This window comes from Campylobacter sp. CNRCH_2013_0898h (assembly GCF_025772965.1).
GTDB lineage: Bacteria > Campylobacterota > Campylobacteria > Campylobacterales > Campylobacteraceae > Campylobacter_D > Campylobacter_D lari_D.
Map to the genome: position 1 here is coordinate 19,109 of NZ_JAKMTD010000004.1, position 24,244 is coordinate 43,352.

The 24,244-nt window shown below is 32.4% G+C and carries 28 protein-coding genes; 1 reads left to right on the forward strand and 27 read right to left on the reverse strand.

The genetic code is table 11. From position 1 onward, the window contains the following. Positions 1–20 precede the first annotated feature (20 nt). The 11 genes from L8X50_RS02985 to L8X50_RS03035 are packed head-to-tail and all read right to left on the reverse strand — an operon-like array spanning position 21 to position 9,458. Positions 21–611: a hypothetical protein gene (locus tag L8X50_RS02985; RefSeq protein WP_133319167.1), complete on the reverse strand. Its 591-nt coding sequence runs from the start codon at positions 609–611 to the stop codon at positions 21–23. 1 nt (position 612) lies between these two features. Then, complete coding sequence (locus L8X50_RS02990; RefSeq protein ID WP_263659155.1) at positions 613–1,440, reverse strand: MlaD family protein; 828 nt, start codon at positions 1,438–1,440, stop codon at positions 613–615. Then, complete coding sequence (locus tag L8X50_RS02995; protein WP_263659156.1) at positions 1,440–2,162, reverse strand: ABC transporter ATP-binding protein; 723 nt, start codon at positions 2,160–2,162, stop codon at positions 1,440–1,442. Before L8X50_RS02995 ends, L8X50_RS02990 begins: the two co-directional genes overlap by 1 nt. Further along, on the reverse strand, positions 2,159–3,259 hold the full coding sequence (locus L8X50_RS03000; protein WP_393921358.1) for an MlaE family lipid ABC transporter permease subunit: 1,101 nt from the start codon (positions 3,257–3,259) through the stop codon (positions 2,159–2,161). The genes L8X50_RS02995 and L8X50_RS03000 overlap by 4 nt, the downstream gene beginning before the upstream one ends. 1 nt (position 3,260) lies before the next feature. Then, positions 3,261–5,165 (reverse strand): transketolase, encoded by a 1,905-nt coding sequence (gene tkt / locus L8X50_RS03005; protein ID WP_263660364.1) that lies wholly within the window; start codon positions 5,163–5,165, stop codon positions 3,261–3,263. Between the two features lie 3 nt (positions 5,166–5,168). Further along, entirely contained in the window at positions 5,169–6,014 is an 846-nt protein-coding gene (locus L8X50_RS03010; protein WP_263659247.1) for a polyprenyl synthetase family protein, read from the reverse strand. After that, the gene (locus L8X50_RS03015) at positions 6,014–7,093 is read right to left on the reverse strand and encodes a PDZ domain-containing protein (RefSeq protein ID WP_133319161.1); all 1,080 of its coding nucleotides are present in this window, start codon (positions 7,091–7,093) and stop codon (positions 6,014–6,016) included. Before L8X50_RS03015 ends, L8X50_RS03010 begins: the two co-directional genes overlap by 1 nt. Beyond that, the gene (locus tag L8X50_RS03020; RefSeq protein WP_039667857.1) at positions 7,090–7,395 is read right to left on the reverse strand and encodes a YbaB/EbfC family nucleoid-associated protein; all 306 of its coding nucleotides are present in this window, start codon (positions 7,393–7,395) and stop codon (positions 7,090–7,092) included. The genes L8X50_RS03015 and L8X50_RS03020 overlap by 4 nt, the downstream gene beginning before the upstream one ends. Beyond that, a complete protein-coding gene (locus L8X50_RS03025) occupies positions 7,396–8,679 on the reverse strand; it encodes a UDP-N-acetylmuramoyl-L-alanyl-D-glutamate--2,6-diaminopimelate ligase (protein WP_263660365.1) in 1,284 nt (427 codons plus the stop codon). It lies immediately after the preceding gene. After that, positions 8,663–9,202: a histidine kinase gene (locus tag L8X50_RS03030; protein WP_133319159.1), complete on the reverse strand. Its 540-nt coding sequence runs from the start codon at positions 9,200–9,202 to the stop codon at positions 8,663–8,665. Before L8X50_RS03030 ends, L8X50_RS03025 begins: the two co-directional genes overlap by 17 nt. After that, positions 9,189–9,458: an iron-sulfur cluster biogenesis protein NfuA gene (locus tag L8X50_RS03035; protein WP_039619526.1), complete on the reverse strand. Its 270-nt coding sequence runs from the start codon at positions 9,456–9,458 to the stop codon at positions 9,189–9,191. The genes L8X50_RS03030 and L8X50_RS03035 overlap by 14 nt, the downstream gene beginning before the upstream one ends. Positions 9,459–9,580: 122 nt before the next feature. On the opposite strand from L8X50_RS03035, the gene L8X50_RS03040 reads away from it, so the two are divergent. Then, a complete protein-coding gene (locus L8X50_RS03040; protein WP_263660366.1) occupies positions 9,581–10,822 on the forward strand; it encodes a multidrug effflux MFS transporter in 1,242 nt (413 codons plus the stop codon). Between the two features lie 345 nt (positions 10,823–11,167). Here L8X50_RS03040 and flgE read toward each other — a convergent pair whose 3' ends face one another. The 16 genes from flgE to infA all read right to left on the reverse strand — a co-directional run bounded on the left by flgE (position 11,168) and on the right by infA (position 24,223). Continuing rightward, positions 11,168–13,639 carry a flagellar hook protein FlgE gene (gene flgE, locus L8X50_RS03045; RefSeq protein WP_263660367.1) on the reverse strand — a complete coding sequence of 824 codons (2,472 nt, stop codon included), beginning with the start codon at positions 13,637–13,639 and terminating at the stop codon, positions 11,168–11,170. Positions 13,640–13,862: 223 nt separating this feature from the next. Beyond that, positions 13,863–14,489 carry a bifunctional phosphoribosyl-AMP cyclohydrolase/phosphoribosyl-ATP diphosphatase HisIE gene (hisIE, locus tag L8X50_RS03050; RefSeq protein WP_133319155.1) on the reverse strand — a complete coding sequence of 209 codons (627 nt, stop codon included), beginning with the start codon at positions 14,487–14,489 and terminating at the stop codon, positions 13,863–13,865. 11 nt (positions 14,490–14,500) lie between these two features. Then, positions 14,501–15,268 (reverse strand): imidazole glycerol phosphate synthase subunit HisF, encoded by a 768-nt coding sequence (gene hisF, locus L8X50_RS03055; RefSeq protein ID WP_263660368.1) that lies wholly within the window; start codon positions 15,266–15,268, stop codon positions 14,501–14,503. Further along, positions 15,269–16,234 (reverse strand): HTH domain-containing protein, encoded by a 966-nt coding sequence (locus L8X50_RS03060; RefSeq protein WP_047207868.1) that lies wholly within the window; start codon positions 16,232–16,234, stop codon positions 15,269–15,271. After that, complete coding sequence (locus L8X50_RS03065) at positions 16,219–16,950, reverse strand: 1-(5-phosphoribosyl)-5-[(5-phosphoribosylamino)methylideneamino] imidazole-4-carboxamide isomerase (RefSeq protein WP_263660369.1); 732 nt, start codon at positions 16,948–16,950, stop codon at positions 16,219–16,221. The genes L8X50_RS03060 and L8X50_RS03065 overlap by 16 nt, the downstream gene beginning before the upstream one ends. A 6-nt stretch (positions 16,951–16,956) precedes the next feature. After that, a complete protein-coding gene (hisH, locus tag L8X50_RS03070; RefSeq protein WP_263660370.1) occupies positions 16,957–17,538 on the reverse strand; it encodes an imidazole glycerol phosphate synthase subunit HisH in 582 nt (193 codons plus the stop codon). Further along, positions 17,535–18,602 (reverse strand): bifunctional histidinol-phosphatase/imidazoleglycerol-phosphate dehydratase HisB, encoded by a 1,068-nt coding sequence (gene hisB / locus L8X50_RS03075; RefSeq protein ID WP_263660371.1) that lies wholly within the window; start codon positions 18,600–18,602, stop codon positions 17,535–17,537. The genes hisH and hisB overlap by 4 nt, the downstream gene beginning before the upstream one ends. After that, complete coding sequence (hisD, locus tag L8X50_RS03080) at positions 18,599–19,879, reverse strand: histidinol dehydrogenase (RefSeq protein WP_263660373.1); 1,281 nt, start codon at positions 19,877–19,879, stop codon at positions 18,599–18,601. Before hisD ends, hisB begins: the two co-directional genes overlap by 4 nt. Before the next feature lie 9 nt (positions 19,880–19,888). Beyond that, positions 19,889–20,788 carry an ATP phosphoribosyltransferase gene (gene hisG / locus L8X50_RS03085; RefSeq protein ID WP_115644829.1) on the reverse strand — a complete coding sequence of 300 codons (900 nt, stop codon included), beginning with the start codon at positions 20,786–20,788 and terminating at the stop codon, positions 19,889–19,891. Positions 20,789–20,904: 116 nt separating this feature from the next. Next, positions 20,905–21,258, reverse strand: coding sequence for a 50S ribosomal protein L17 (gene rplQ / locus L8X50_RS03090; protein ID WP_012660847.1), 354 nt, complete (start codon positions 21,256–21,258; stop codon positions 20,905–20,907). Between the two features lie 3 nt (positions 21,259–21,261). After that, positions 21,262–22,275, reverse strand: a complete 1,014-nt coding sequence (locus L8X50_RS03095; protein WP_039627711.1) for a DNA-directed RNA polymerase subunit alpha — start codon at positions 22,273–22,275, stop codon at positions 21,262–21,264. A gap of 14 nt (positions 22,276–22,289) precedes the next feature. Continuing rightward, positions 22,290–22,916, reverse strand: coding sequence for a 30S ribosomal protein S4 (gene rpsD, locus L8X50_RS03100; RefSeq protein WP_263659172.1), 627 nt, complete (start codon positions 22,914–22,916; stop codon positions 22,290–22,292). 30 nt (positions 22,917–22,946) lie between these two features. Beyond that, entirely contained in the window at positions 22,947–23,339 is a 393-nt protein-coding gene (rpsK, locus tag L8X50_RS03105) for a 30S ribosomal protein S11 (RefSeq protein ID WP_133319145.1), read from the reverse strand. A 9-nt stretch (positions 23,340–23,348) separates the two neighbouring features. Further along, positions 23,349–23,714 carry a 30S ribosomal protein S13 gene (gene rpsM / locus L8X50_RS03110; RefSeq protein WP_012660843.1) on the reverse strand — a complete coding sequence of 122 codons (366 nt, stop codon included), beginning with the start codon at positions 23,712–23,714 and terminating at the stop codon, positions 23,349–23,351. A 3-nt stretch (positions 23,715–23,717) separates the two neighbouring features. Continuing rightward, positions 23,718–23,831: a 50S ribosomal protein L36 gene (rpmJ, locus tag L8X50_RS03115; protein ID WP_002781429.1), complete on the reverse strand. Its 114-nt coding sequence runs from the start codon at positions 23,829–23,831 to the stop codon at positions 23,718–23,720. Between the two features lie 173 nt (positions 23,832–24,004). After that, entirely contained in the window at positions 24,005–24,223 is a 219-nt protein-coding gene (gene infA / locus L8X50_RS03120) for a translation initiation factor IF-1 (RefSeq protein ID WP_012660842.1), read from the reverse strand. Positions 24,224–24,244 lie beyond the last annotated feature (21 nt).

A 24,244-nucleotide genomic window follows, 5' to 3' on the forward strand; every position in this document is an offset into this window, starting at 1 on the left:
TATAACAAGAAAAGCATTTTTTATTCCAAATTTTGATCTACCCAAACTCTAAAATCTTTAGCAAAAAGCAAAAAAACCTCATCATAGTTTTGGATTAAAATTTGAGGATTATTATCATTTAATTCTTTTTCATAGTAAAAGTACTTACTCGCTATAAGTTTTTTAGTGTTTATTTGCACTAAATTTAAATTAATACCAAACTTTATTTTAGAATGCAACTCATCACTAAAATCTTGCTCTAAAATATCCACTTTACTTTCTAAAACATAATCAGCACTAGCTAGACTATCTTGATTTAAAACTGCTTTAAATACCCCTAAATCTTGCAAATGAAATTCCAAAAAAGATTTTATCATTAAAGCAGGATTTTCTTTCCAAAAATGATAGGCATAGGTATTGATAGTATAATCTTTTTTATAAAAAATTTCATTAGTATAAGCTAAGCCTTTAGGTAAGGAAACTATAATAGTTGCATTTTTTTTATTTTGACTTTGCTCTAGCTTTTCTAAATTAATACTAAAATATTTATTTGCAGGTAAAGTTTGACTTGGATTAATCAAAGAGCAAGCGCTAAAAAAAATAGCTATTAAACTAATATATAAATATCTCATTTTATTCTCCTGGAGCATATTGAGTAGCCTTATCTTTATAAATTATATCTGAAGGATTTTGCTTTAAAATATTTAATAATTGCGTAAAATCTAAAAACAAAACTCTTAAAATATCCAAATTTTCATTTAAAAGCATTCTACTTTTATTAAGCTCATTAAGTTGGTCATTAGCATTGTTTAAAAAATTTGAAAATTCATCTGCACTTTTGCCAAGTTTAGAGCTTGTTTTATTTAAATTTGCTAAGAATACTGGTACATTAGCATTTAAATGTGCAGAAAATTCTGATGAATTTTGCAAAATTTGCTCTATATTTTTTAAATTTTTATCACTTAAGAGTTTTTCTAATTTTATTTTTGAACTTGTGATTAGTTCTAATAAATTTGAAGTTTGCTTATCTATGCTTGCAAAAAAACTTTCTTTTGATTTTATAATAGGATAAACATCATCACCTGCTCTCAAAACACTAGCTTCCTCACTACCTCCTGCAAGCTGAATAAATTTAAATCCTGTTATGCCTTGAATTTGCAAACTTGCATAAGTATCTGTTTTAACAGCCAAACTAGAATCAAGCTTAACTAAAATTTTTACTCTTAGTTGCTTACTTGAGCTATCTATACTGATGTTTTCAACACTTCCAACATCTACTCCTAAAAATTTAACTGGAGCTTTTACACTAAGTCCTGCAACTGATTCTTCCATATAAATTTCATAATATTTGAATGATTTTTCATCTTTTAAATTTCCATACCACACTATAAAAAACAAACTGATAAAAAATAACACACAAACAAAAATTCCAATCAAAATATAATTTGCTTTGTTTTCCATTATTGCATAAACCTCTCATAAAGTCTTGGATTTTGCTCTTGCAAAGCCTCGACATTTCCCAAAAAACCAACTTTTTTTTCTTCTATAATCAAAAAGCGGTTTAAAACATTTTTCATACTCTCTTTATCATGAGTAATTAAGACTACACATAATTTAAAGCTTTGTTTTAAACTCAAAAGTAACTCATCAAATTCTCTTGAGCTATAAGGATCAAGCCCTGAAGTTGGCTCATCTAAAAAAAGTAATTTAGAATCAAGCGCCAAAGCTCTAGCTATGGCCACTCTTTTTTTCATACCCCCACTTAACTCACTTGGATAAAGCTTAGCCACGCTCTCATCAAGCCCTACCATCTTAAGCTTCATCATAGCTATTTCTTTAATGTCGTTTTTACTAAGTTTTGTGTATTCAACCAAAGGTATGCTAATGTTTTCAAGTATATTAAAAAAGCTAAATAATGCTCCATATTGAAAAACAACACCCCATTGTTTTTGCAAAAACAAAGCATCTTCATCGCTTATATTTTGTAATCTCTTACCTAAAATTTCATACTCTCCCTTATCAAAATGCTCAAGCATTAACATTTGTCTTAAAAGCACAGATTTACCACTACCACTACCACCTAAAATGCCAAAAATTTCATTATCTTGCACTTCAAAGCTAATATCTTCATGTACACATTTACTTCCAAAATAAGTGCTGATATTTTTAGCCTTTATAATCAAAATCCAGCCTTTGTCAAAAATACAGAGAAAATCGCATCAAAAGCTATCACCCAAAAAATAGCATTTACCACACTTTTTGTCGTATAAACACCTATGCTTTCGGTAGTTTTTTGTACAAAAAATCCTCTAAAACAAGCAATAGAAGCAATCAAAAATCCAAAAATAGGTGCTTTTATAAGTCCTATGATAATATGTTTTAGCTCCACTGCTTCTTTAAAACGACTCATAAACTCACTCGCACTAATTTCTAAACTAAACCAAGCAACTACAATTCCACCTATAATACTTAAAATATCAGCTACTATTACTACCAAAGGCATAGCAAGTGCTAAAGCTAAAACTCTAGGCAAAATGATAAATTCACTTTCTTTAAAACCCATAGTTTTCATCGCATCAATTTCATCAGTAAGTTTCATTACTCCAATTTGAGCTGTATAAGAACTTGCACTCCTGCCTGCAATAACAATAGCACTAATTAATGGTGCAAGCTCTCTAGTGGCAGAAATTCCCATTAAATCAACAATATAAATATTAGCTCCAAATTGTGCAAGCTGATACGCAGCTTGATAAGCAAGCACCACACCCACAAGCAATGAAGTTAGCATAATAATAGGTAAAGCATTAATAGCGCTATTTTCTACATGATATAAAAATGCCTTAAAGCGAAGTTTTTTAGGGTTTAAAAGTGTTTTAAAACAAGTATAAATAATAAGTCCTATGAAATTTAAAAACTGCACTAAAATTGTAAAAGAATTTGCAACTTTCTTTCCTAAATTTTCAAAAAAATCTTTGATTGTTTTTTTATCTTCATAAGAATCACAAAAGCTTTTGTAGTGTTTTTGACAAAGTTCAAAAAGCTTAGCATGCTCGCTTTTAAGATTTATCCTACTAAGCTCAAAACCTTTTTGCTTAAATTCATTTTCTAAAGCTAGAAAATACCTAATCCCAGCAGTATCTATAAAATCTAAATTTGCAAAATCAAAAATAATATTTTTTTGAGTAGGAAAATCTAATTTTTCCAATTTTCCTACACTTGTTTTATCCCATATACCAAAGACGCTAAAAATGCATTCTTGATTTTTAACATCTTTGATTATTTTATTTTTCATTACATAGACTTAAAATATATGAGCTTAATTTCTCCTCACTAAATCCAAAATGCTCAAATACATCTTTATCTTTACCACTCTCACCAAAACTTTCTATACCATAAAGCTCATCACAAATTCTATAAAGCTCGTTTGAATTTGCAGCTTCAACACCTATAACCTTACCTTGTAAAATTCTTTCTTTATAAGATTTTTCTTGAGCGATGAATAACTCATAACAAGGCATAGAAACCACATTAGCAATCACACCTTTTTCTTTTAAAATCTTAGCTGTTTTTACACATAATGACACTTCACTACCACTTGCTAAAAGTGTAAATTGCGCATTTGCGTTTTCTTCTAACAAATAAGCCCCATTTTCAACATCTCCAAAAACAGGCTCGCTTAAAGCACTTAACTTTTGACGCGATAAAACAAAAACACTTGGCATATTAGTTTTAAGTGCAATCTGCCATGCTTTTACATTTTCAACCCCATCAGCTACTCTAAATGTCAATGAATTTGGCATAGCTCTAAAAGTGCTAAGCTGCTCTATAGGTTGGTGTGTTGGGCCATCTTCACCTACACCTATACTATCGTGAGTAAAGATGAAAAAGTGTTTAGCCCTCATCAAAGCTGCTATTCTTGCAGCAGGTTTTAAATACTCACTAAATATAAAAAAGGTAGCACAATAAGGCAAAAACAAACCATATCTTGCAAAAGCATTTGATATAGCAGCCATTGCATGCTCTCTTATACCATAGTGGATATTTTTTCCATTTGGAAAATCGCCCATATCTTTGAGTTCAGTTTTATTTGATGGACCTAAATCTGCACTACCACCTAAAAATCCCGGTAAGGCTTTAGCGATAACATTTAAAATCACACCATTGCTATCTCTAGTAGCTAAATCTTGTCCTTTAAAATCAGGAAATTGTATTTTTGAAAAATCAGGCTCTAAAAGCTCTTTTAGCAATGCTTGCTTCTCTGCATTTAAATTTTGCACTTTTTGATTCCATTTAGCTTGTGCTAAATCCCCAAGTTCTATTGCCCCGCTAAAGCGAATTTTAACTTCTTCTGGGATTTCAAAAGTTTTTTGTGGATCAAAACCTAAAGCCTCTTTTGCCTTTTTTATAAGCTCTTCGCCCAAAGGTGCTCCGTGAGAATGATGACTTCCCTCAAGATCTAAAGCTCCTTTAGCTATAGTAGTGTGAGCGATAATCAAACAAGGCTTTTTGCTTTCTTTAGCAGTTTTTAATGCTAAATCAATTTGCTCAAAATCATGCCCATCTATCTCAAGTACTTCAAAATTTTGCGCTCTAAAACGCTCTTTTACATTTTCATTAAAAGCAATGGCCACATCACCTTCAATTGAAATATTATTGCTATCATAAATGATGATTAAATTATCAAGATTATGCACACCTGCTAAAGAACAAGCCTCATAAGAAATTCCTTCTTGTAAATCTCCATCACCGCATAAACAATATACTTTATGATTGATAATATCCTCACCCAAAAGCAAACTTGCTTTTTTAGCTGCCATAGCAAAACCAACCGCATTTGCAATGCCTTGTCCTAAAGGTCCTGTGGCGATTTCAACACCTGGAGTGAAAATTTCAGGATGACCTGGGGTTTTAGAGTGTAATTGACGGAAATTTTTTAAATCTTCTAAACTTACATCATAACCGCTCAAATGTAAAAAGCTATAAAGCAAAGCACTAGCATGACCACCTGAAAAGACTAATCTATCGCGGTTTAACCATGTAGGATCTTTTGGATTATGCACTAAATGAGTACTTAAAACACTTATAATATCTGCTAAACCCATTGGAGCACCTGGGTGGCCTGAATTTGCTTTTTGCACCATATCCGCACATAAAAATCTTATAGTGTTGGCTTGTTTTTGTAACATTGTTTAACCTTTTAAATATTTATCAATCAAAATTTGAAGCTCATTAGCAAGCTTAGAGTCTAAATTTTTCATTTTTTCTTCACATAAAGCAATTTTATCATCTTTTGCCTTTTTAGCACCTTCTAAACCTAAAAGTTTAACAAAAGAATTTTTATGCAAATCATTATGAGTTGGCTTTCCTGCTTCTTGAGTATCTAAAGTCGCATCGATAATGTCATCTTTGATTTGAAAAACTAATCCTATCAAAAGCCCTATTTCATAAATTTGCTCGCATTCTTTTTCATCTAACTCACAAATTTCACAACCCATTTTTAAAGCCGCTGCAATCAATCTTGCAGTTTTATGAATGTGCAAAAACTCAACTTGCTCTAAATTTAAAGGCATATCTTCAAAATAACAATCAATAGCTTGCCCGATAATCATACCGCCAAGCCCTGCATTAAAGGCTAGAATTTCTATGAGTTTTAATCTAACATTTTCTTTTAAATCAAGCTTAGAAAGAAGTAAAAAAGCTTGAGTATTTAAAGCATCGCCCACTAAAATAGCCGTAGTTTCATCATATTTTTTGTGTAAAGTTTGCTTTCCTCTACGCAAAGAAGCATCATCCATAGCGGGTAAATCATCATGTATTAAAGAGTAAGTGTGGATAAATTCCAAAGCCAAAGCTGCATTTAAAGCCTTTTCAAACAAAGCAGGATTTTTAGCATTAACTATACCCAAAAGCAGTTGGGCTCTAAAATGCTTCCCACCAGCTTCTAACATCCATTTTAATGCTTCATTAAAAAATGGATGAAAACTTTGAGTTTTAGGAAAATTTTGCTCTAAATGCTGTTTGAATTTTTCTAAAATCACTTATTTAGCCTTATAAAAAAGTCAAAGTATCCTTTATTAAAATGCTCAAAGTCATTATTTTTCGCTGAAGGGATATTGCTTGCTTGTCTTGAGACTAGAATATCAAAAGTATTAGCTTGAGCTAAAACAGCTTGAAGTTCATTAAAATTGTTGATTTTTTGATTATTAATTCTTAAAATCTTATCCCCTTTTAAAAATCCAGCCATTTGTGCTTTAGAATTTGGAGTAACTTCTGTAACATTCATTTTCATATCTACGCGCAATCCTAGATTGCTATAAAAAGAACTTGGCTTAGCTTGAACCACTTTTTTAGGCTTAGCAAATACACCCAAGTCTTTATCAAAAACCATAGTGGAGATATTAACATCTTTATTATCTCTTAATACATTAAAGTATAAAGTTGCACCGCGATCAGCAAATAAAATTTTTTCATTTAGTTTTCTTAAATCATCATAAGCTTGTCCATCAACACTCACAAGCTCATCATTAAGTAAAAATTGTCCATTTTTACGCACATTTTTAACATAAATTTTGCCATCACGCATATCAAAATCCACACCTATATCACCCCAATAAGCATCAGGATATTTTGCAAAGTGTTTTAAATAACGATTACCTATAAGTTTGCCATCTTCTAAACTTATACCAAGCATTTTACAACACGGCGAGTTAAGCTCTCCGATTTTAGAAGCAAAGTCAAGTTGATCACGCTCTGTCAAACTTTGCCCAAAATACTTCAAATGTCCTATATAGCTTTTATTGCTATCTAAAATTCCCACCCAACTATTGCGTGTTAAATCTTCTTCATTTCCCATAGGTGCAGGAATTAAACTAAAATCTGTTTTTACTAAATACAAATTTAAAAAGGGATCATATTTAGTATAGCTGTTTAATTTCGCGTTTTTAGTTTTAACTACTGCTAAAGTATTTTCATTTAAAGCAAAGGCGGGTAAGCCCTCATAAATCAACATACTAGCTTTATTTTTTTCATAACAACCCAAAAAATCATTAAAAGTCGGTCTTGGCACAGCAAAAAGTGTGCAAACTACACCCAAAATACAAAGTAAAATTCTCATAGCATTCCCATTCCGCTAAATAAATTACTAGCCATTGATTTTTTATTTTGTTCTACCATTTTCATCACATCATTAATCGCTGCTATTAGTAAAATTTGCATAGACTCTTTATCTTCTAACAAAGAATCATCAATGTTTATATCGATGATTTCACCTTTTCCATTAGCACTAACTTTTACTAAACCACCACCACTTTTTGCACTAAATTCTTTTTTTAAAGCTTCTTGCTCTAATTCATTTGCTTTTTCTTGAGCCTTAGTTAAAAGCTCGCCCATTTTAGAAAAATCCATATTTTCAAACATTTATTTTCCTTCTTTTAATATCTCTAATACTACTTCTTTATCATTAAAAGGATATTTTACACCCTTGATTTCTTGATAAGTCTCATCGCCCTTACCCAAAATCACTACAAAATCATCTTTTGTTTTAAGCTCTAATGCTTTTTTGATCGCTTCTTTTCTATCACATTCTACAAAAACACTCTCATCTTTTTCTATACCATTTAAAATATCATTAATTATATCCATTGGCTCTTCTGAACGCGGATTATCACTTGTGATGATGAGTTTTTTAGCATAGTGTTTGGCAACTTTAGCCATTAACGGACGCTTAGTTTTATCTCTATCTCCCCCTGCTCCAAAAACTACAATCAAATCACGATATTTTAAAGCATCTAAAACTTTTTCTATGCCATCGGGCGTATGAGCAAAATCTACAATCACATCTTTTGCAACCACTTGCATTCTACCCTCAATGCCACCAAAATTACTAATGGCCTTTTCAAGCTCTTTTAAATTTGGCTTAACAAGTTCATTTACACAAGCACTTGCAGCCAAAAGATTATAAAGATTAAAAAGCCCCACCAAAGAAGAATCAATCATAAAAGTTTCTTTACCAAAATTTACCACAGCTTCAATGCCATTTTTTAAAGCATAAGCTTTAATGTGATAATAACTTGGATTTTCCACTCCATAAGTAAAAGCACCTTTGACATTAAAATTTATAGCTTTTGCATCTTTGTTGATAAATTTCATACACTCATCGGTAAAAAAACTTTCTTTTGCCGCTTGGTAGTTTTGAAAATCCCCATGAAAATCTAAATGATCTTGAGTGATATTAGTAAAAATTTTAGCCTTAAACTCAAGCCCTTCAATGCGATTTTGCACCAAAGCATGCGAGCTTACTTCCATAATCAAAAATTCACATTTTTCCTTACTTGCTAAAGATAAAAGCTCTAAGGTTTGTAAAATAGGAGCAGTAGTTAAGCCTTTTGGAGTGATATTTTTATCATTTATAAAACTACCCCTAGTTCCCATTAAAGCACATTTATAACCTAAATCAAGCAAGATAGAGTAAATAGCTCCCGCAGTAGTTGTCTTGCCATTTGTGCCTGTAATGCCTATGATTTTAATATTTTCATCTATATTTAAAAGCTTCTTGCATTCGCCAATGCCAATAACTTTTGCTTGTTTTTCTAAAGCTTGATGAAGAAATTTTTCATTTTGAGTAGTTTTTAAGAAAAAACAATCTTTTTCGCATTCATTAGAATTATCACAAATGAAAGTATTTTCAATCTTTACTATCATAATTTAATTCCTTGATTTTCTCACTAAGCTTAATAAATCTATAATTAGAATAAAAATGCGCTGAAACATCTTCCATATAAGCTACGAGCATATCTTTATAACCATGTTCTAAAAGCTTTTCTAAAAAATCCACAAAATCTTCTTTATCGTTAATAATAAGTTTATTAGATATTATAACATTTTCTAAAGCTTGTTTAAACCCAACTTTTGCTTCGCTAAGTAAAAAATCTTGATAACTCAAGCCCTCAAAATCTTCGCTATCTTCTTCAAACTGCACACTTTGGCTAAGATTAATGAGTTTTTCTAAGTCTTTATCTACTTTAGTATTTTTATAATTTTGCATAAAAAATTCAAAAAAAACAAAAGCTTCTTCAGGGCTTTTTAAAGCCAAATCACAAATATTAATAAAAGTTAAAAGTCTTTTATTTTTACGCTTTTCATAAGCAAGAGAAAAATACATCTTAGCATTTTTAAAATCTTTTTTGTAAAAACATTCTATGGCTATTTTTTTATAATTTTGCAAATTCGCTTTCCCCACCTGCTAAATTTACTATAGTAATATCTGGATGTATATCGATTTTAAGTTGTTTTTCCAAGCCATATTTCAAAGTCGTCCCACTAGCTGGGCAGCCATGACAAGCTCCGGTTAGCTTCACATAAACTACACCATTTTTCACACCCAAAAAATCAAGCCCTCCGCCATCATTTTCTAAAATATGCATAGTTTTAGCTAGACTGGCTTTTACAGGTTCGATTAATTCCTCATCACTAAAAGGCATATTCATAATTTTTCCTTGATTATTTTTAGTTTAATTTTATCTTATTTGCCTTTAAAAAATGTAAATTATTGTTTATTTTAGACTTTTTGCTATACAATGGTAAAAAGACTTTAGGAAATTTTATGCAAAAACACACCCAAATAAAAGGTTTTGAAAAACTCAAACTCATTATCATACTAGGCTTTTTATCTGCCATAGCACCACTTTCAACTGATATGTATTTGCCTGCTTTAAATGAAGTAGAAAAAAGCTTTCAAACAAATTCTTTTTACACTCAACTTTCTCTTGCAAGTTTTTTCATCGCCTTTTCTTTAGGTCAGCTTTTATATGGACCATTAAGTGATGTATATGGCAGAAAAAAACCTTTATATATAGGACTTTTTATTTTTATTTCTTCAAGTATTGCTTGTGTTTTAGTTGATTCCATTCATGCTTTTATAGCTTTGCGTTTTTTTGAAGCTTTAGGGGGTTGCGTGGGTGTAGTCGTAGCAAGAGCTATAGTAAATGATGTTTTTGAGCTTAAAGAAGCAACAGGAGTTTATGCTTTGATGATGGTCTTTACTTCTTTAGCGCCTATGCTTTCTCCTACTTTTGGTGGAATTTTACTTGAATTTTTTTCTTGGCGTAGTATATTTTTGACATTGTTTATCTTAGGCTTTATTTTATTTTTACTTGTTATTTTTGTTCTAAAAGAAAGCAATCACAACACCAAAGGAAAAAAATTCAATCACAAAGAGGTTACAAAAAGTTACAAAAAAGTTTTAAAAGATCGCCGTTTTGTAGTATATTTGCTTTGTGGAAATTTAATATTTGCAGGTTTTTTTGCTTATTTAACCGGCTCATCTTTTGTTTTTACACGCGTTTTTGGATTAAGCGAGCAACAATACGCAGCCCTTTTTGGAGCTCATGCTCTAAGCTTTGTTATATGTGCAAATATCAATGCAAGATTAGTCCTTAGATTTTCTCCTTATTATATACTCCCTAGAGCGCTTATGGTAATTACTTTTTTAACTTTTTTACTCATCTTGGGTGCAACTTTTGAGCTAGGTTTTTGGGCTTTTGAAATTCCTTTGTGTTTTATCATAGCAAGTTTGGGTTTTATCCTGCCAAATACCACAACCTTAGCTATGGCAAGATCAAAACAAAATGCAGGCAGTGCTTCAGCACTCTTAGGTGCAGCACAATTTGCTATGGCGGGAGTAATGGCATTTTTAGTAAGTCTTTTAAATGCTAATACACCTATATTTTTATCACTTATTTTAGGAACTTGCACATTTTTATCTTTGATTTCTTATCTGAGTTTGATTAATAAAAGAAAGTTAAATAAAATCAAAAAGAAGTTAAGCGTGATTTCTCACGCTTAATTAAGCAATATTTTTGAAAAGATTCACTAACTATATCGAACCTTTTTCAAAAAACTTTATATCAATAAACAATATTTATATTTTTCTTGATAATTTTAGTGTTTTTGATCATAATAGCAAAACAAAATATTTTAAATTTGCAATGATCAAAACTATTAATAGATGATTAGCTTTATAAATTTTTATTTTAACTTGTCGATATGCAAATCATGCTACTCACTCCTTAAGGCAAGAAAGAAGTGAGTTAGCAATAGATTGAAGGCTTCAAGGCTATCAAGTATTACAAGGCTACCTCGATAACCTTGTAAAGCTTGATCCCAAGGTTTTTAAAACCTTGGGTTAAGATTATTGTTTTAATTGAAGCAAAGTATTTAAAAGCTGATCACTTGTGGTAATCGTTTTTGAGTTTGCTTGATAACCCCTTTGGATTACGATAAGCTCTGTTAATGCACGACTTAAATCCACATTCGACATTTCTATGGCTGAGCCTTTTAAGCCCCCTCTACCGCCTTCGCCTGCATGACCTATGGTAGCTGTTCCTGAGTTTGCTGTCGCTTTATAAAGGTTATTACCCATTTCTTCAAGACCCATATTATTTGGGAAAGTAGCTAGAGCAACCTTAGCTAGAGCTAGAGTTTTACCATTTGTAAATTCTCCATAGATATAACCATTCTCATCAGTTCTTAATGCATCTGGCTTTAGATTACCCCCTGTGTAACCATCTGTTTCTTGTTTAGTAGTAGATGAGTCTTTATCATAGCTTGTTAAACCATCAAAACCACCTGTTGTTCCAAAGTCAAGTTTTATAACTTGATCAGGTTTTGAGCCGTTATTTCCGGTAAAATTTAATACATTTGGTGTATAGCTTTGAAGTGAGCCATCATTACCAAATCTTAAATTTCCTACTACTATATTTCCAGGAGCTCCATCACCACTAAAATTAATCTCTGCAGGTTCAGGCACTGAAATGATGATAGACCATTCAGCCCCACCATCTGCTGTTTTAGTTTGTTTGGTAAATTGCACGGTTAGCTCATGTCTAGTTCCTAATGAGTCAAAGATTTCTATACTAGCAGTATGAGCTGATAAGTACATATCTTGAGAATATTTTTCATTATTACCTGCGTTGAAATTTCCATCTAAAGCACTAAACATCGCTGTGAATTTATCATTGGTGGCAATTTTATTGGTTTCATCTGAAAAACCTGTAACTTTAAAAGTCATATCTTTAGAAGTATTGCTCTTAGGATTAGTGATTTTAAATCTACCATCACTTTCCACCACTACTTCAACACCAGCATTAGCATCTGCTTGTCCGGGAGAACCATTATTTCCATTACCCCAGTTTTCTAATGTTCCATCGCCATCATAATCCACACCCCATCTTGCATCTCTTTGCAAAAGCTCTCTTAAATCTTCAGTAGTATGGAAAAATCTTTTACTATTCATATCAGGCATATTTGCTTCTCTAGCATTTGCTGCATTAGGATTAGGATTTGCTCCTATATCTACATTATTTTTACTATAAATATACTCATGAGCAGTTACCACTTGAACATTTGTTTTTACTTGTCCATCTGCTTGTCCATTTTGAGTTCCAAGCCAAGCTCTTGTATTAGCATTATTTCCATTAGCGGTTATAACAGTATTTAAATTACCTTGAGCTGGATTTTGATTTGTTTGAACTTGAGATCCAGCTGTATTGTTATTATTTATGGTGATATTTAAATTTTTTGATTTGGCAGTTGTTCCTGTGCTATTGTCATTAGTAAAAGTCATTTTACCATCTACTATGGAAGCTACCACGCCAGTTTCAGCTGTCTTAGCATTGATAGCATTTAAAAATACATCTTTACCAACACCTTCAGCGGTAATATGCACACCATTTATAGTAATATCTAATCTAGCATTATGAACTGTTTCCCCATCTTTTATACCCCAAAAAGTATATTGCGTATTTCCTTGTAACTGCCCTCTCTCTGTTGGCATATCTGTGCTCATGGTAATATTAGAAGTATGCTTAGCATCAGCAAAACTCACCCACATACCTTGACCATCTCTTAAGTTCAAACCCTCACCTTGAGCGTTAAACACTACGCCCATATCCACACCTTTTTCGGTTACTTGGGCTCCACTTTTTGAAGTAGTATAAAACTCAGTATGGCCAGTATCATTTTCGTCTATCGTTGTTCCTGTATCTTTTCTACCACCATGTAAAGAATCTAGTGCATAGATAGGACGCTTAGCAGAAGCATTCATACCCAAGGTGTTACCACTATCTAAATTTGCTGTAAGGCTTACTGAAGTACTTGCTCTAGCAGGCATACTCATACCAGGTGGGATAACTATATCTTGCACTGAAGTTGAAGAGTCAATTTGACCCGTTTCTTGGTTGTAGTTCCAACCTTGAACGGTGTAGCCGTTATTATCTACGAAATTTCCTACTGCGTCTGTTTTAAAGTCCCCTGCACGGGTAAAAAACTGCGTAGTGCCACCATCATTTGAAACGATGAAAAATCCATCACCATTGATAGCCATATCGGTGTTTTTATCTGTAGTTTGGATATTACCTTGAGAGTGAATTCTAGTAGTAGAATTTACACCTGCACCAAGTCCAACTTGCATAGGGTTTTTACCACCTAGGTTGCCATCTGGAGCTGTAGCTATCTTAGAAGTTTGACTCATAAGCGTTGAGAAATCCGCACGAGAATATTTAAAACCAAATGTATTAACATTGGCTATGTTATTACCTTCTACATCCATTGCGTATTGGTGTGCTTGGAGTCCTGAAACCCCAGCCCAAAGAGATCTCATCATAATTAAATCCTTTAAAAAATATTGCTTTGTGATTACTTCACAATCTACTATTGCTTAGCCAAGACAAAGCAATAAGTGTTCCAAAAATGTAAATAAAATAAAATTAAAAAGTAGAAAATAAATCAAAAATTAGATTTTAATGTGTAAAGTTTTTTTAAAATTACTCGATATAGTCAGTGAATCTTTTCAAAAATATTGCTTAATTAAGCGTGAGAAATCACGCTTAACTTTTATTTCTTTCTTTTAATTTAGCAATCACATCATTTAAACTCAAATCCGCATCAGCTAATAACACTTCTAAATGATAAAGTAAATCAGCAGCTTCATTTATCAACTCATCTTTATCTTTAATAGTAGCAGCCAAAGCAGTTTCAACGCCTTCTTCACCTACTTTTTGTGCTATGCGTTTAGTGCCTTTTGAAAAAAGTTCAGCCGTGTAAGAAGAGCTTGCACAAGTGTTTTTGCGTGAGTTGATAAGTCTTTCAAGACGCGATAAAAACACAAAATCAGCTTTTTTAGAAAGCGTTTCAAAACAAGAAGTATCACCTGTATGACAAGTAGCGCCTTGAGCTTTTACAAGGATTAAAATACAATCTCTATCACAATCAAGTCCCATATCTATGATATGCAAGAAATTCCCGCTTTGCTCACCTTTCATCCACAAACGCTCTTTAGTGCGTGAGTAAAATACAACCTTTTGGTGCTTAAAACTTTCTCTTAGAGCTTGTTCATTCATAAAACCTTGCATTAAAACTTCACAAGAATGATAATCTTGGATTATCACGGGGATAAGGTTATTTACCTTTTGCCAATTTATGCTTTTTATAAATTCTTCTTCATTTATACCCATAGTTTTTCCTTTTAAATACGAATTTGTATGCCTTGATCTTTTAAAAATAGTTTTAATTCTTTAATATCTATAAGTTTTTTATGAAACACTGAAGCTGCTAAAGCTCCATCAACACCAAGTTTAAAAGCGTCCAAAAAATGCTCTTTAGCTCCTGCACCACCGCTTGCCACTAAAGGCACAGGACAAATTTGTCTAACCTTAGTAAGTTGATCTAGATCATAACCCTTTCTCATGCCATCTTGATTCATCATATTTAGCACGATTTCGCCAGCTCCTAGCTCGCATACTTGCTTTACCCACTCTAGTGTTTTTTTACCACTATGATGAGATTTGCTCTCATCTCCAGTGTATTTATAGACTAAAAGCTCGTTGTTTTCATCTTTAAAAGTATCTATACCTACGACTACGCATTGAACTCCAAAGCTTTTTGCAAGGCGTGAGATTAAATCAGGATCATTTAAAGCAGGGGAATTAATAGAAATTTTATCAGCACCATTTGCTAAAAGTTCTTTTGCGTCATCTTCGCTTTTTATACCCCCTGCGACGCAAAATGGTATAGAGATATTTTGTGCTACCTTGCTTACCCAAGCTCTATTGATACGCTCATTCTTGGTTGAAGCTGTAATATCATAAAACACAAGCTCATCAATGCCATTTTGTGAGTAAAATTTAGCAAGTTCTATAACATCTCCCATATCTTCATGATTTTTAAACTGTACCCCTTTAACTACTCTACCATCTTTTACATCTAAACATGCGATTATGCGTTTTGTAAGCATTTATTTCTCCAAAATACACTTTTCTTTAAGATATTTTTGCATTTGATCATCATTCTTAACCTCATCAAATTTTGCATGAATTTTTACCTCTACCCCAACTTTTATTTGTTTATTAATATCATCAATAAAATCTTTGAAATTTTCATTTTTTTCTACAAGCATATCTATGGTTTGTATATCTAGTTCTTTTTCTTTTGCATTAAGAAGAATTTTTGAATTTAAAATATCTTCACTATCAAGCTTTATTACACCTATACCAAAACTTTGATTAAGCCTTCTAAGCTCACTTAAAACCTCACTATCGATTTCTTTTAATACTACCAAGTAACCCTCATTTGCCCAACTAGAATTACTAACAGCTTGAAAATAATATTCTTTTAAATTTGAAAAATTAATACCTATTTTAAGTTCAAAAGAAAATATTTTATAGCTGTTTTGTTTAAGACCTTCCAAAAGTCCTAATGTTTCTTTTTGATAATCATCATAGGGAAAATATACCCCCACTACATCAGGATAGTTCCATTTATCTTTACCGCTTTCGCTTTTTTTGCTTTTTTCATGATAGATTGTTTTGCAATTTAATCTAAAATCAGAATTTTCATATAAGTATTTTACAAGTAAAGGATGCAAATCCCTTTCATAAAATTTGTTTTTTTCTTGTTTTTCTAAGTCTTTTTCAGTTTGATTTGAAAAATCAATATTCAAAAGCTCATTTTGTCTTTCTCTTAACCAAAATGTAGTAGGTTTTTTTGTTATTTTAATAAATAGAGAATTTTCTTGAAATTCTTTTATATCCACATAAATTCTAGCACCCAATGTAGCTATGGGTGTTTGTCCTACACTAGGAAGCTTTTTATCTAAGCCTTTATCACAAGCTTCTTTCCAAATTTCATTTACTCCTAAAGGTTTTTTAGCATGTTTTAAAACTTCTAAAATCAAATCCTTATAAGTTAGTTTATTAGACATCTCATTGCCTCCTTTATGCTAAATTCTTTATCAAGCAAGGCTTTACCTACAATGATACCACTTACTATGCCATTTAGCTTTTTAAAATCTTCTAAGCTCGCCACGCCTCCACTTGCTTGGGTTTGCAAATGTGGGAATTTCTCATGCAAAGCTTTGTATAAAGTGATGTTTGCTCCACTCATCGTGCCATCTTTAGAAATATCTGTGCATAAGATATGTTTTACATCTTTATAAAAATTTAAAAGCCCAAACAAACTCTCATCGCTTGTTTTACTCCATGCATCAACAGCCACAAAAAACTCATCTTTAACGCAAATACTATCAAGCGCTAAGACTATACTTTCTACACCAAATTCATTTAAAAGCTCTTGTGTAAGGGGCTTATTTTTAACCGCTAAAGAGCCTATAACTACGCGTTTAACACCGCTATCAAACAAAGCTTTAACCTCATCTTTAGTGCGAATTCCTCCACCTACTTGAAGATTTACTCTAATCTTAGAAGCTAGGTTTTCTATGAGTTTTAGTTGTCTTTTACTAGGATCTTTTGCACCACTTAAATCCACCAAATGAAGCCAAGCAATGCCTTGAGCCTCATACTCTTGAAATTTAGCCAAAGGATCAAAGCTGTATTCTTGCTTTTTAGTATAATCTCCTTTATAAAGCCTTACTACTTTACCATCTATTAAGTCTAATGCTGGAATGATTTGAGTTTGCATTTTTACCTACATATTTATGAAATTTTTTAATAATACTTCGCCCGCTTCGCCGCTTCTTTCAGGGTGAAACTGCACGCCATAAAAATTGTCTTTATTTAAACTTGCACTAAATTTAGCAGAATACTCACACTCTGCGATGGTGTATTCATTTAAACTCACACAATAACTATGCACAAAATAAAAATAAGCTCCATCTAAGCCTTTAAAAAGCTCATGAGAGCTAAAGACTTGATTCCACCCCATATGCGGGAAAGTAAAATTTGTTTTTTCTTGGAATTTTTGTGTCTCAAAAGGCATAATACCAAGTGTTTTTTGGTGTAATTCTTCTGAAAATTTACCCAAAATTTGCATACCAAGACAAATGCCTAAAAGTGGTTTCGTGGTAGTTTGGATAAAATTTTCTAAATTAAGTGCTTGTAGATTAGCCATTGCTTTAGCTGCTGTGCCAACCCCAGGAAGTAAAAGCTTATCTGCTTGTGAGAGTTCTTTTAAATCATGCGTGATAATACTTTTTTGTCCTAAACGCTCGAGTGCAAAAGCAAGTGAAGCTAAATTCGCACAACCTGTATCTATAATAGCTAGTTTCATATCACTCCTTTTGAGCTTGCTAGATTTTCATTTTCTATTTTTATAGCCATTTTTAAAGCTCTTGCAAAGGCTTTAAAAAGCCCTTCGGCTTTGTGATGATCGTTTTTGCCTTTAACTTTTAAATGCAAACTCGCACCCATAGCATAGCTTAGTGAGTAGAAAAAATGCTCTATCATTTCTGTGCTTAATTCTCCAAGCTTTTCTTTTTTAAATTTAGCCTTATAAACTAAATGCGGTCTATTACAAAAGTCAATCGCGCAACTTGCCAAGCACTCATCCATAGGTAAAACAAAGCCATATCTTGCAATACCTATTTTTTGATCAAGTGCATTTTTAATAGCCTCGCCCAAAGCAAGTGCGATATCTTCTACGCTGTGATGTTCATCAACTTCTAAATCCCCTTTGCATTTTATCTCTAAAGATATATTTGCATGCGTAGCAATTTGCTCTAACATATGATCAAAAAATGCGATATTTGTTTTTATATTAGCTTTTGCTTTTTCATTAAAAGCTATTTTAACTTGAATTTGAGTTTCTTTGGTATTACGCTCTATACAGGCGCTGCGGTAATTTTGCAAAATAAAATCAGCGATTTGCTCCCAATTAAAGTCGTTTTTGTCATATTTTAAACCTTGAATTTCAAGATTTTGTGCCAAAAGCATATCGCTGTCTCTATCGCCGATAACAAAACTTTTATTTTTGTCATAAAGTTTATTTTTGATGTAGTTTTCAAGCATGGCAGTTTTTGGCTTCCTGCAGGCGCAATTTTCATGCTCAAAATGCGGACATATAAAAATATCTTCAAATTCTATGCCACAACTTTGAAAAACACTTAGCATTTTTTCATGAGCCTTGTCAAAATTTTCCCTAGGAAAAGAATTTGTGCCTAGACCATCTTGATTACTTACCATAACAAATTTAAAACCAAAATTTTTTAACTTTAAAAGCGCATTGATAGCACCTTTTTCAAACTCAAGTTTTTCCAAAGAATCGATTTGAAAATCATCTTTTGGCTCATCAATGAGCGTGCCATCTCTATCGATAAATAAAATTTTTGCACTCATTTTAGACTTTCTAATCTTAAACTCACGGCATTTTTATGCCCATCAAGCCCTTCAGCTGCTGCTAAAATTTCCACCACAGGACCAAGCTTTTTAAAGCCTTCTTTGCTAAGTTCTTGTACAGTCATTCTTTTCATAAAATCAGCAAGCCCTAGTGAAGAATAAGACTTGGTAAAACCATAAGTTGGCAATACATGATTTGTTCCACTTGCATAATCTCCCATAGATTCTGGAGAATACTCACCTAAAAATACCGAACCTGCATGCATAATATCATCAAGCAAGCTAGATGGATTTTGTGTATGAATGATCAAATGCTCGGGTGCATAGTCATTTGAAATACTTATGGCATGTTTTATATCTTTTGCAAGAATGATTTTAGAGTGTGCTAAAGATTTTGAAGCAATTTCTTTACGCGAGAGTTTTTCAAGCTGTAAAGCAACTTCATTATCTACTTCTTTAGCTAATTTTTCACTTGTGCAAACTAAAATCGCTTGAGAATCTGCTCCATGTTCAGCTTGCGAGAGTAAATCTGAAGCTATAAATTTAGCATTAGCAAACTCATCTGCTAAAACTAACACTTCAGAAGGCCCTGCTTGCATATCAATAGCTACTCCATGATTATTAACTTGCTTTTTGGCTTCAGTTACAAAAGCATTTCCTGGGCCAAAAATTTTATCTACTTTTTGCACACTTTGCGTTCCATAAGCAAGCGCTGCTATAGCTCCTGCTCCACCTATTTGATACACTGCATCAACTTCACAAAGTTTTGCCACAAAAGCAATGGCAGGATGTAATGGCGCTGGGGAAGCTAAGGCTATGAATTTACATTTTGCAATTTTAGCAGGGATAGCTAGCATAAGTGCGGTTGAAAAAAGTGGTGCTAAGCCTCCTGGTATATAAAGCCCTACTTTTTCAATGGCTCTTGTTAGCACCTTGCAAGTTACCCCTTCAAAGGTTTGAACCTCTATGGTTTGACTTTCTTGAGCTTTGTGGAATTTATAGATATTTTCATAAGCTATTTTGATAGCTTGTTTTAACTCATCATCAATTTGCTCTGCTAAATTACTAAGCTCTTCATCACTTAGTTTGATGGAATTTAACTCTACTTTATCAAATTTTATAGCCATTTGTTTTAAAGCTTCATCGCCATTTGTTTTGACATCTTCAATGATTTGTTCTACTATGGTTTTAACCTGCGCATTAGCACTCATAGCAGGACGCTTGAGTGCTAATTCTTGTTCGCTTTGGTTTAATTTTTCAAAATCAAGTATTTGCATTTTTATCCTTTAAGAGAGCATTTTTTCAATAGGTAAAACTAAAATCGCACTTGCACCTTCTTTTTTCAAAGCTTCCATAGTTTCCCAAAATAAATTTTCTTGACTTACCATATGTAATGCCACTCTAGCTTTATCATTTTCTAAAGGTAAAATTGTAGGTTTTTCAACACCTGGCAACAAGGCTGTGATTTTTTCTAGCTTTTCAATAGGAGCATGCAACATGATGTATTTTGACTCTCTTGCTTGCATAACTCCATGAATTCTAATGAGTAATTTATCGATTAATTCTTGTTTGTGTGAAGCTAAACTTTCTTTTCTTTGGATAATGCAAGCTTTTGACTTATAAATCACCATAACTTCTTTAAGTCCGTTTGCTTTTAAAGTAGCTCCACTTGAAACTAAATCACAAATTCCATCAGCTAAATTTGCACTTGGTGCTACTTCAACTGAGCCTGTTAGCATACAAGTTTTATAAGGAATGCTATTTTCTTCCATAAAACGCTTTAAAAGCTGTGGATAAGAAGTTGCTATGCGTAAATTTTTAAAACTTTCTATACCTTTATACTCACTATTTTCTGGTAATGCTAAAGACAAGCGGCACCCACCAAAATCAAGCTTTTTAAGCATTATAAAATCTGCATTTTCGTTTTTTGATTTTCTTTCTAACTCATTTTCTTCTAAAACATTTTCCCCAACTATGCCAAGATCTACTACTCCATCAAAAATTAACCCTGGTATATCATCATCTCTTACTCTAAGTAAATCAATAGGTAAATTTGTAGAAAAAGCAATTAAACTTTGATCGTGTATGCGAAGTTTTACGCCTATAGACTCAAGCAAGGCAATAGAATCTTTACTTAAACGACCTGATTTTTGTATAGCTATGCGTAATCTTGAATTTTCTTGCATTTTTTTCCTTTTTTGTAGTTAAAAAGATTAATAGTAGCAAAAAATGGATAAAAATACAAAAAATAGTAAGTAAATAAATAAAAATAAGAAGTTTTTAGCCTTTAAAAGGCTAAAAATTAAGCTACGAATTCGATGAAAGCCATTTCTGCAGCATCGCCACGGCGGATTCTTGTTTTGATAATTCTTGTATAACCACCATTTCTATCTGCGAATTTAGGTGCAATTTCTGTTACAAGTTTATTTGTAGCTTCTTTATCTTGCAAGCTAGCAAAAACTGCTCTGTGAGCATTGAAATCACCTTTTCTTGCACGAGTGATCAATCTTTCAACATAACCTCTTAATTCTTTTGCTTTAGGTAATGTTGTTTCTATTTTACCTGCTTTAATAATAGCAATGGTAAGGTTTTTTAATAAGGCTGCACGATGAGTAGAAGTGCGACCTAACTTTCTATATCCATGTCTATGTCTCATTGATTATCCTTCATTTTGTGCTTTTAATTCTGTAATTTTTTTCTTTAGCGTTTCTTTTGCACTATCACTGAGTTTTGAATTTCCTATAGGGAAACCTATAGATTCCATTACACTTTTAATCTCATCTAAAGATTTTTTACCAAGATTTTTTAAATCTGCAAGTTCGCTAACACTCATTAAGGCAAGTTCACCAATATAAACTACATTTGCTTTTTCTAAGCAGTTAAAACTTCTTGCACTTAAATTTAACTCAGTTATATTTTGAAGTAATTTTACATGTTCTACTTCATTATTTGGTGTTTGACTTCTTACAACGCTTTGTGCATTAGTGATTTTATCAAACACTGATAATTGTTTATACATTGCTTCTAAAGCATTTTTAAAAGCGTCACTTGGTGAAATTTGACCATCAGTTGTGATTGTAAAAACAACTTTTTCATAATCTGGATTATCTTCAAAAAGCACTTTTTCTATATCATAAACCGCATGTTTTACCGGAGTAAAGAACGCATCAAGTGCTATAAATTCAGGATCTAAGAAATTTTGAATTTCTTCAGAAGGCACATAACCTATACCTTTTTCAATGATTAAAGTAAATTCTAAATCTGCATCTTCATTAATCGTTGCAAGATAGCTATCTGCATTCACAACTTCAACAACTTCATTGTCTAAGTCTTTTCCGCAAATTTCTTTTGGTCCTTTAAAACTAAAAGTTACGATTTCTTTTTCAGAATCTGTTTTTAGTTTAAATCTTAATTTTTTTAGATTGATAATAAACAATGCTACATCTTCAAGCATACCACGCATACTATCAAATTCATGTGCTACGCCTTTGATTTTAACTCCTGTTGGAGCAAAACCTACTGTGCTTGAATAAAGCAAACGACGCAAAGGATGCGCCAAAGTAATAGCATAACCAATTTCAAAAGGCCATGCACTTACTTTTGCTACTGTATCACTGATATTTTCAATACTAAACTCTGTTGGTGTATAAGCAGAAGTTGTAATATGTCTCATATCAAAAACCTTTATTATTTAGAGTACAACTCAACGATATATCTTTCCTCAACTGGAATGATAACTTCTTCTCTTTCAGGTTTTCTTGTAAAAATTCCAAATCTTTTATCTTTTTCTACATCAACCCAAGCAACTATACCAGTTTGAGCAGTAAGTTCGATCGCTCTTGAAATTTGAGGATTGTTTTTGCTTTTTTCAATCACTTCAACTTTTTGGCCTGCTTCTACTCTATAACTAGGAATATCTACTCTTTTACCATTTACTAAAATGTGTCCATGAGTTACAAGTTGTCTAGCAAAACGGCGTGTTGTAGCAAAACCCATTCTATAAACAACATTATCAAGTCTTTGTTCTAAAAGCTGGATCAAAAGCGCACCGGTATTGCCATCTTTTCTAGCAGCTTCACTAAATAATCTTCTAAATTGTTTTTCACTAACACCATACATAAATTTAGCTTTTTGTTTTTCTCTTAATTGAAGTCCATATTCACTAATTTTAGCTTTTCTTTGTCCATGCTGACCTGGTGCGTAAGGGCGTTTATCTAAAGCACTTTTACCTGCTAATCTTCTTTCGCCTTTCATTGCCAAGCTTACGCCAAGTCGTCTTTCTAATTTTTCTACTGGTCCTCTATATCTTGCCATTATAATTCTCCTAAATCTTATATCTTATTCTTAGACACGACGACGTTTTGGTGGTCTACAACCATTATGAGCTAATGGGGTAATATCTTTTAAGAAAGTTACTTTGATACCTTCCATAGCACCTACACTTTTAACTGCTGTTTCACGACCACTTCCTGGCCCTTGTACTTTAATGCCTACTTCTTTAATACCATGCTCTTTTGCTTTATTTAAAGCATCTTCTACTGCTTGTTGCGCCGCATAAGGAGTTGATTTTTTAGAACCTTTAAATCCTAAACCACCTGCACTACTCCATGCAATAGCATTTCCCATTTCATCAGTTACAGTAACCATAGTATTATTAAATGTTGCACTGATATAAACTATACCTTTAGCTATATTTTTTTTAACTATTTTTTTCTTAACAACTTTTCTTTTTGCCATTTTCTATCCTTATGATTTTGCACCAACGGTTTTTCTCTTACCTTTTCTAGTTCTGGCATTTGTTTTTGTTTTTTGACCACGAACCGGTAAGCCTTTTCTATGTCTTAAGCCTCTAAAGCTTCCTAGATCCATTAATGCTTTGATATCCATAGCAACTTGTTTTCTAAGATCACCCTCAACCATATAGTTTTCTTGAATTTCTTTACGGATAGCCGCTGCTTCGTCCTCACTTAACTCATGAACTCTTTTATCATAAGAAATTCCGGTTTTATCTAAGATTTTTCTTGAAGTATGCAAACCTATACCATAAATATAAGTCAAACCATATTCAATTCTTTTTTTCTTTGGTAAATCTACACCTGCAATACGAGCCATAAATTATCCTTGTCTTTGTTTGTGTTTTGGATTTTCGCAAATAATGCGAACTACGCCTTTACGACGAACTACTTTGCATTTGTCACACATCTTTTTAACAGATGGTCTAACTTTCATGCTTTACTCCTGTTATTGTAAATTCCACTTTTTTACAACTGCACCAGGTTTTTAGAGCAACCAACTATTTTCAAAATAAGTGGTGATTTTGAAAATACTTCTTCATACAGTTTTATTGCAATTTCTGCAAAAGTGCTAATTATACTTTACTTTTGCTTTTAAACAACTTAGACTTATTTGTATCTAAATGTAATACGACCCTTATCAAGACTATAAGGCGTTAGCTCTACTTTAACTCTATCGCCAGGCATAATTCTAATATAATGCATACGCATTTTACCTGCAATATGACAAAGTATCACATGTTTATTATCTAATTCAACTTTAAAAGTCGCATTAGGTAAAGCTTCGATTACATTACCATCGATTTCGATAATATCATCTTTTGCCAATATTTCTCTCCTTTCTATAAA

Coding starts and splice junctions, on each gene's coding strand:
- rpsD (WP_263659172.1), bottom strand. CDS start 22,916: ATGGCAAGATATAGAGGACCAGTAGAAAAATTAGAAAGACGACTTGGC.
- L8X50_RS03095 (WP_039627711.1), bottom strand. CDS start 22,275: ATGAGACATATTACAACTTCTGCTTATACACCAACAGAGTTTAGTATT.
- flgE (WP_263660367.1), bottom strand. CDS start 13,639: ATGATGAGATCTCTTTGGGCTGGGGTTTCAGGACTCCAAGCACACCAA.
- L8X50_RS03035 (WP_039619526.1), bottom strand. CDS start 9,458: ATGCCTTTTAGTGATGAGGAATTAATCGAACCTGTAAAAGCCAGTCTA.
- rpmJ (WP_002781429.1), bottom strand. CDS start 23,831: ATGAAAGTTAGACCATCTGTTAAAAAGATGTGTGACAAATGCAAAGTA.
- L8X50_RS03020 (WP_039667857.1), bottom strand. CDS start 7,395: ATGTTTGAAAATATGGATTTTTCTAAAATGGGCGAGCTTTTAACTAAG.
- hisG (WP_115644829.1), bottom strand. CDS start 20,788: ATGCAAGAAAATTCAAGATTACGCATAGCTATACAAAAATCAGGTCGT.
- hisH (WP_263660370.1), bottom strand. CDS start 17,538: ATGAAACTAGCTATTATAGATACAGGTTGTGCGAATTTAGCTTCACTT.
- L8X50_RS03015 (WP_133319161.1), bottom strand. CDS start 7,093: ATGAGAATTTTACTTTGTATTTTGGGTGTAGTTTGCACACTTTTTGCT.
- rplQ (WP_012660847.1), bottom strand. CDS start 21,258: ATGAGACATAGACATGGATATAGAAAGTTAGGTCGCACTTCTACTCAT.
- L8X50_RS02990 (WP_263659155.1), bottom strand. CDS start 1,440: ATGGAAAACAAAGCAAATTATATTTTGATTGGAATTTTTGTTTGTGTG.
- rpsM (WP_012660843.1), bottom strand. CDS start 23,714: ATGGCTCGTATTGCAGGTGTAGATTTACCAAAGAAAAAAAGAATTGAA.
- hisIE (WP_133319155.1), bottom strand. CDS start 14,489: ATGGGTATAAATGAAGAAGAATTTATAAAAAGCATAAATTGGCAAAAG.
- L8X50_RS03040 (WP_263660366.1), top strand. CDS start 9,581: ATGCAAAAACACACCCAAATAAAAGGTTTTGAAAAACTCAAACTCATT.
- L8X50_RS03060 (WP_047207868.1), bottom strand. CDS start 16,234: ATGTCTAATAAACTAACTTATAAGGATTTGATTTTAGAAGTTTTAAAA.
- L8X50_RS02985 (WP_133319167.1), bottom strand. CDS start 611: ATGAGATATTTATATATTAGTTTAATAGCTATTTTTTTTAGCGCTTGC.
- hisD (WP_263660373.1), bottom strand. CDS start 19,879: ATGCAAATACTTGATTTTGAAAAATTAAACCAAAGCGAACAAGAATTA.
- tkt (WP_263660364.1), bottom strand. CDS start 5,165: ATGTTACAAAAACAAGCCAACACTATAAGATTTTTATGTGCGGATATG.
- hisB (WP_263660371.1), bottom strand. CDS start 18,602: ATGAGTGCAAAAATTTTATTTATCGATAGAGATGGCACGCTCATTGAT.
- rpsK (WP_133319145.1), bottom strand. CDS start 23,339: ATGGCAAAAAGAAAAGTTGTTAAGAAAAAAATAGTTAAAAAAAATATA.
- L8X50_RS03065 (WP_263660369.1), bottom strand. CDS start 16,950: ATGCAAACTCAAATCATTCCAGCATTAGACTTAATAGATGGTAAAGTA.
- L8X50_RS03025 (WP_263660365.1), bottom strand. CDS start 8,679: ATGATAGTAAAGATTGAAAATACTTTCATTTGTGATAATTCTAATGAA.
- hisF (WP_263660368.1), bottom strand. CDS start 15,268: ATGCTTACAAAACGCATAATCGCATGTTTAGATGTAAAAGATGGTAGA.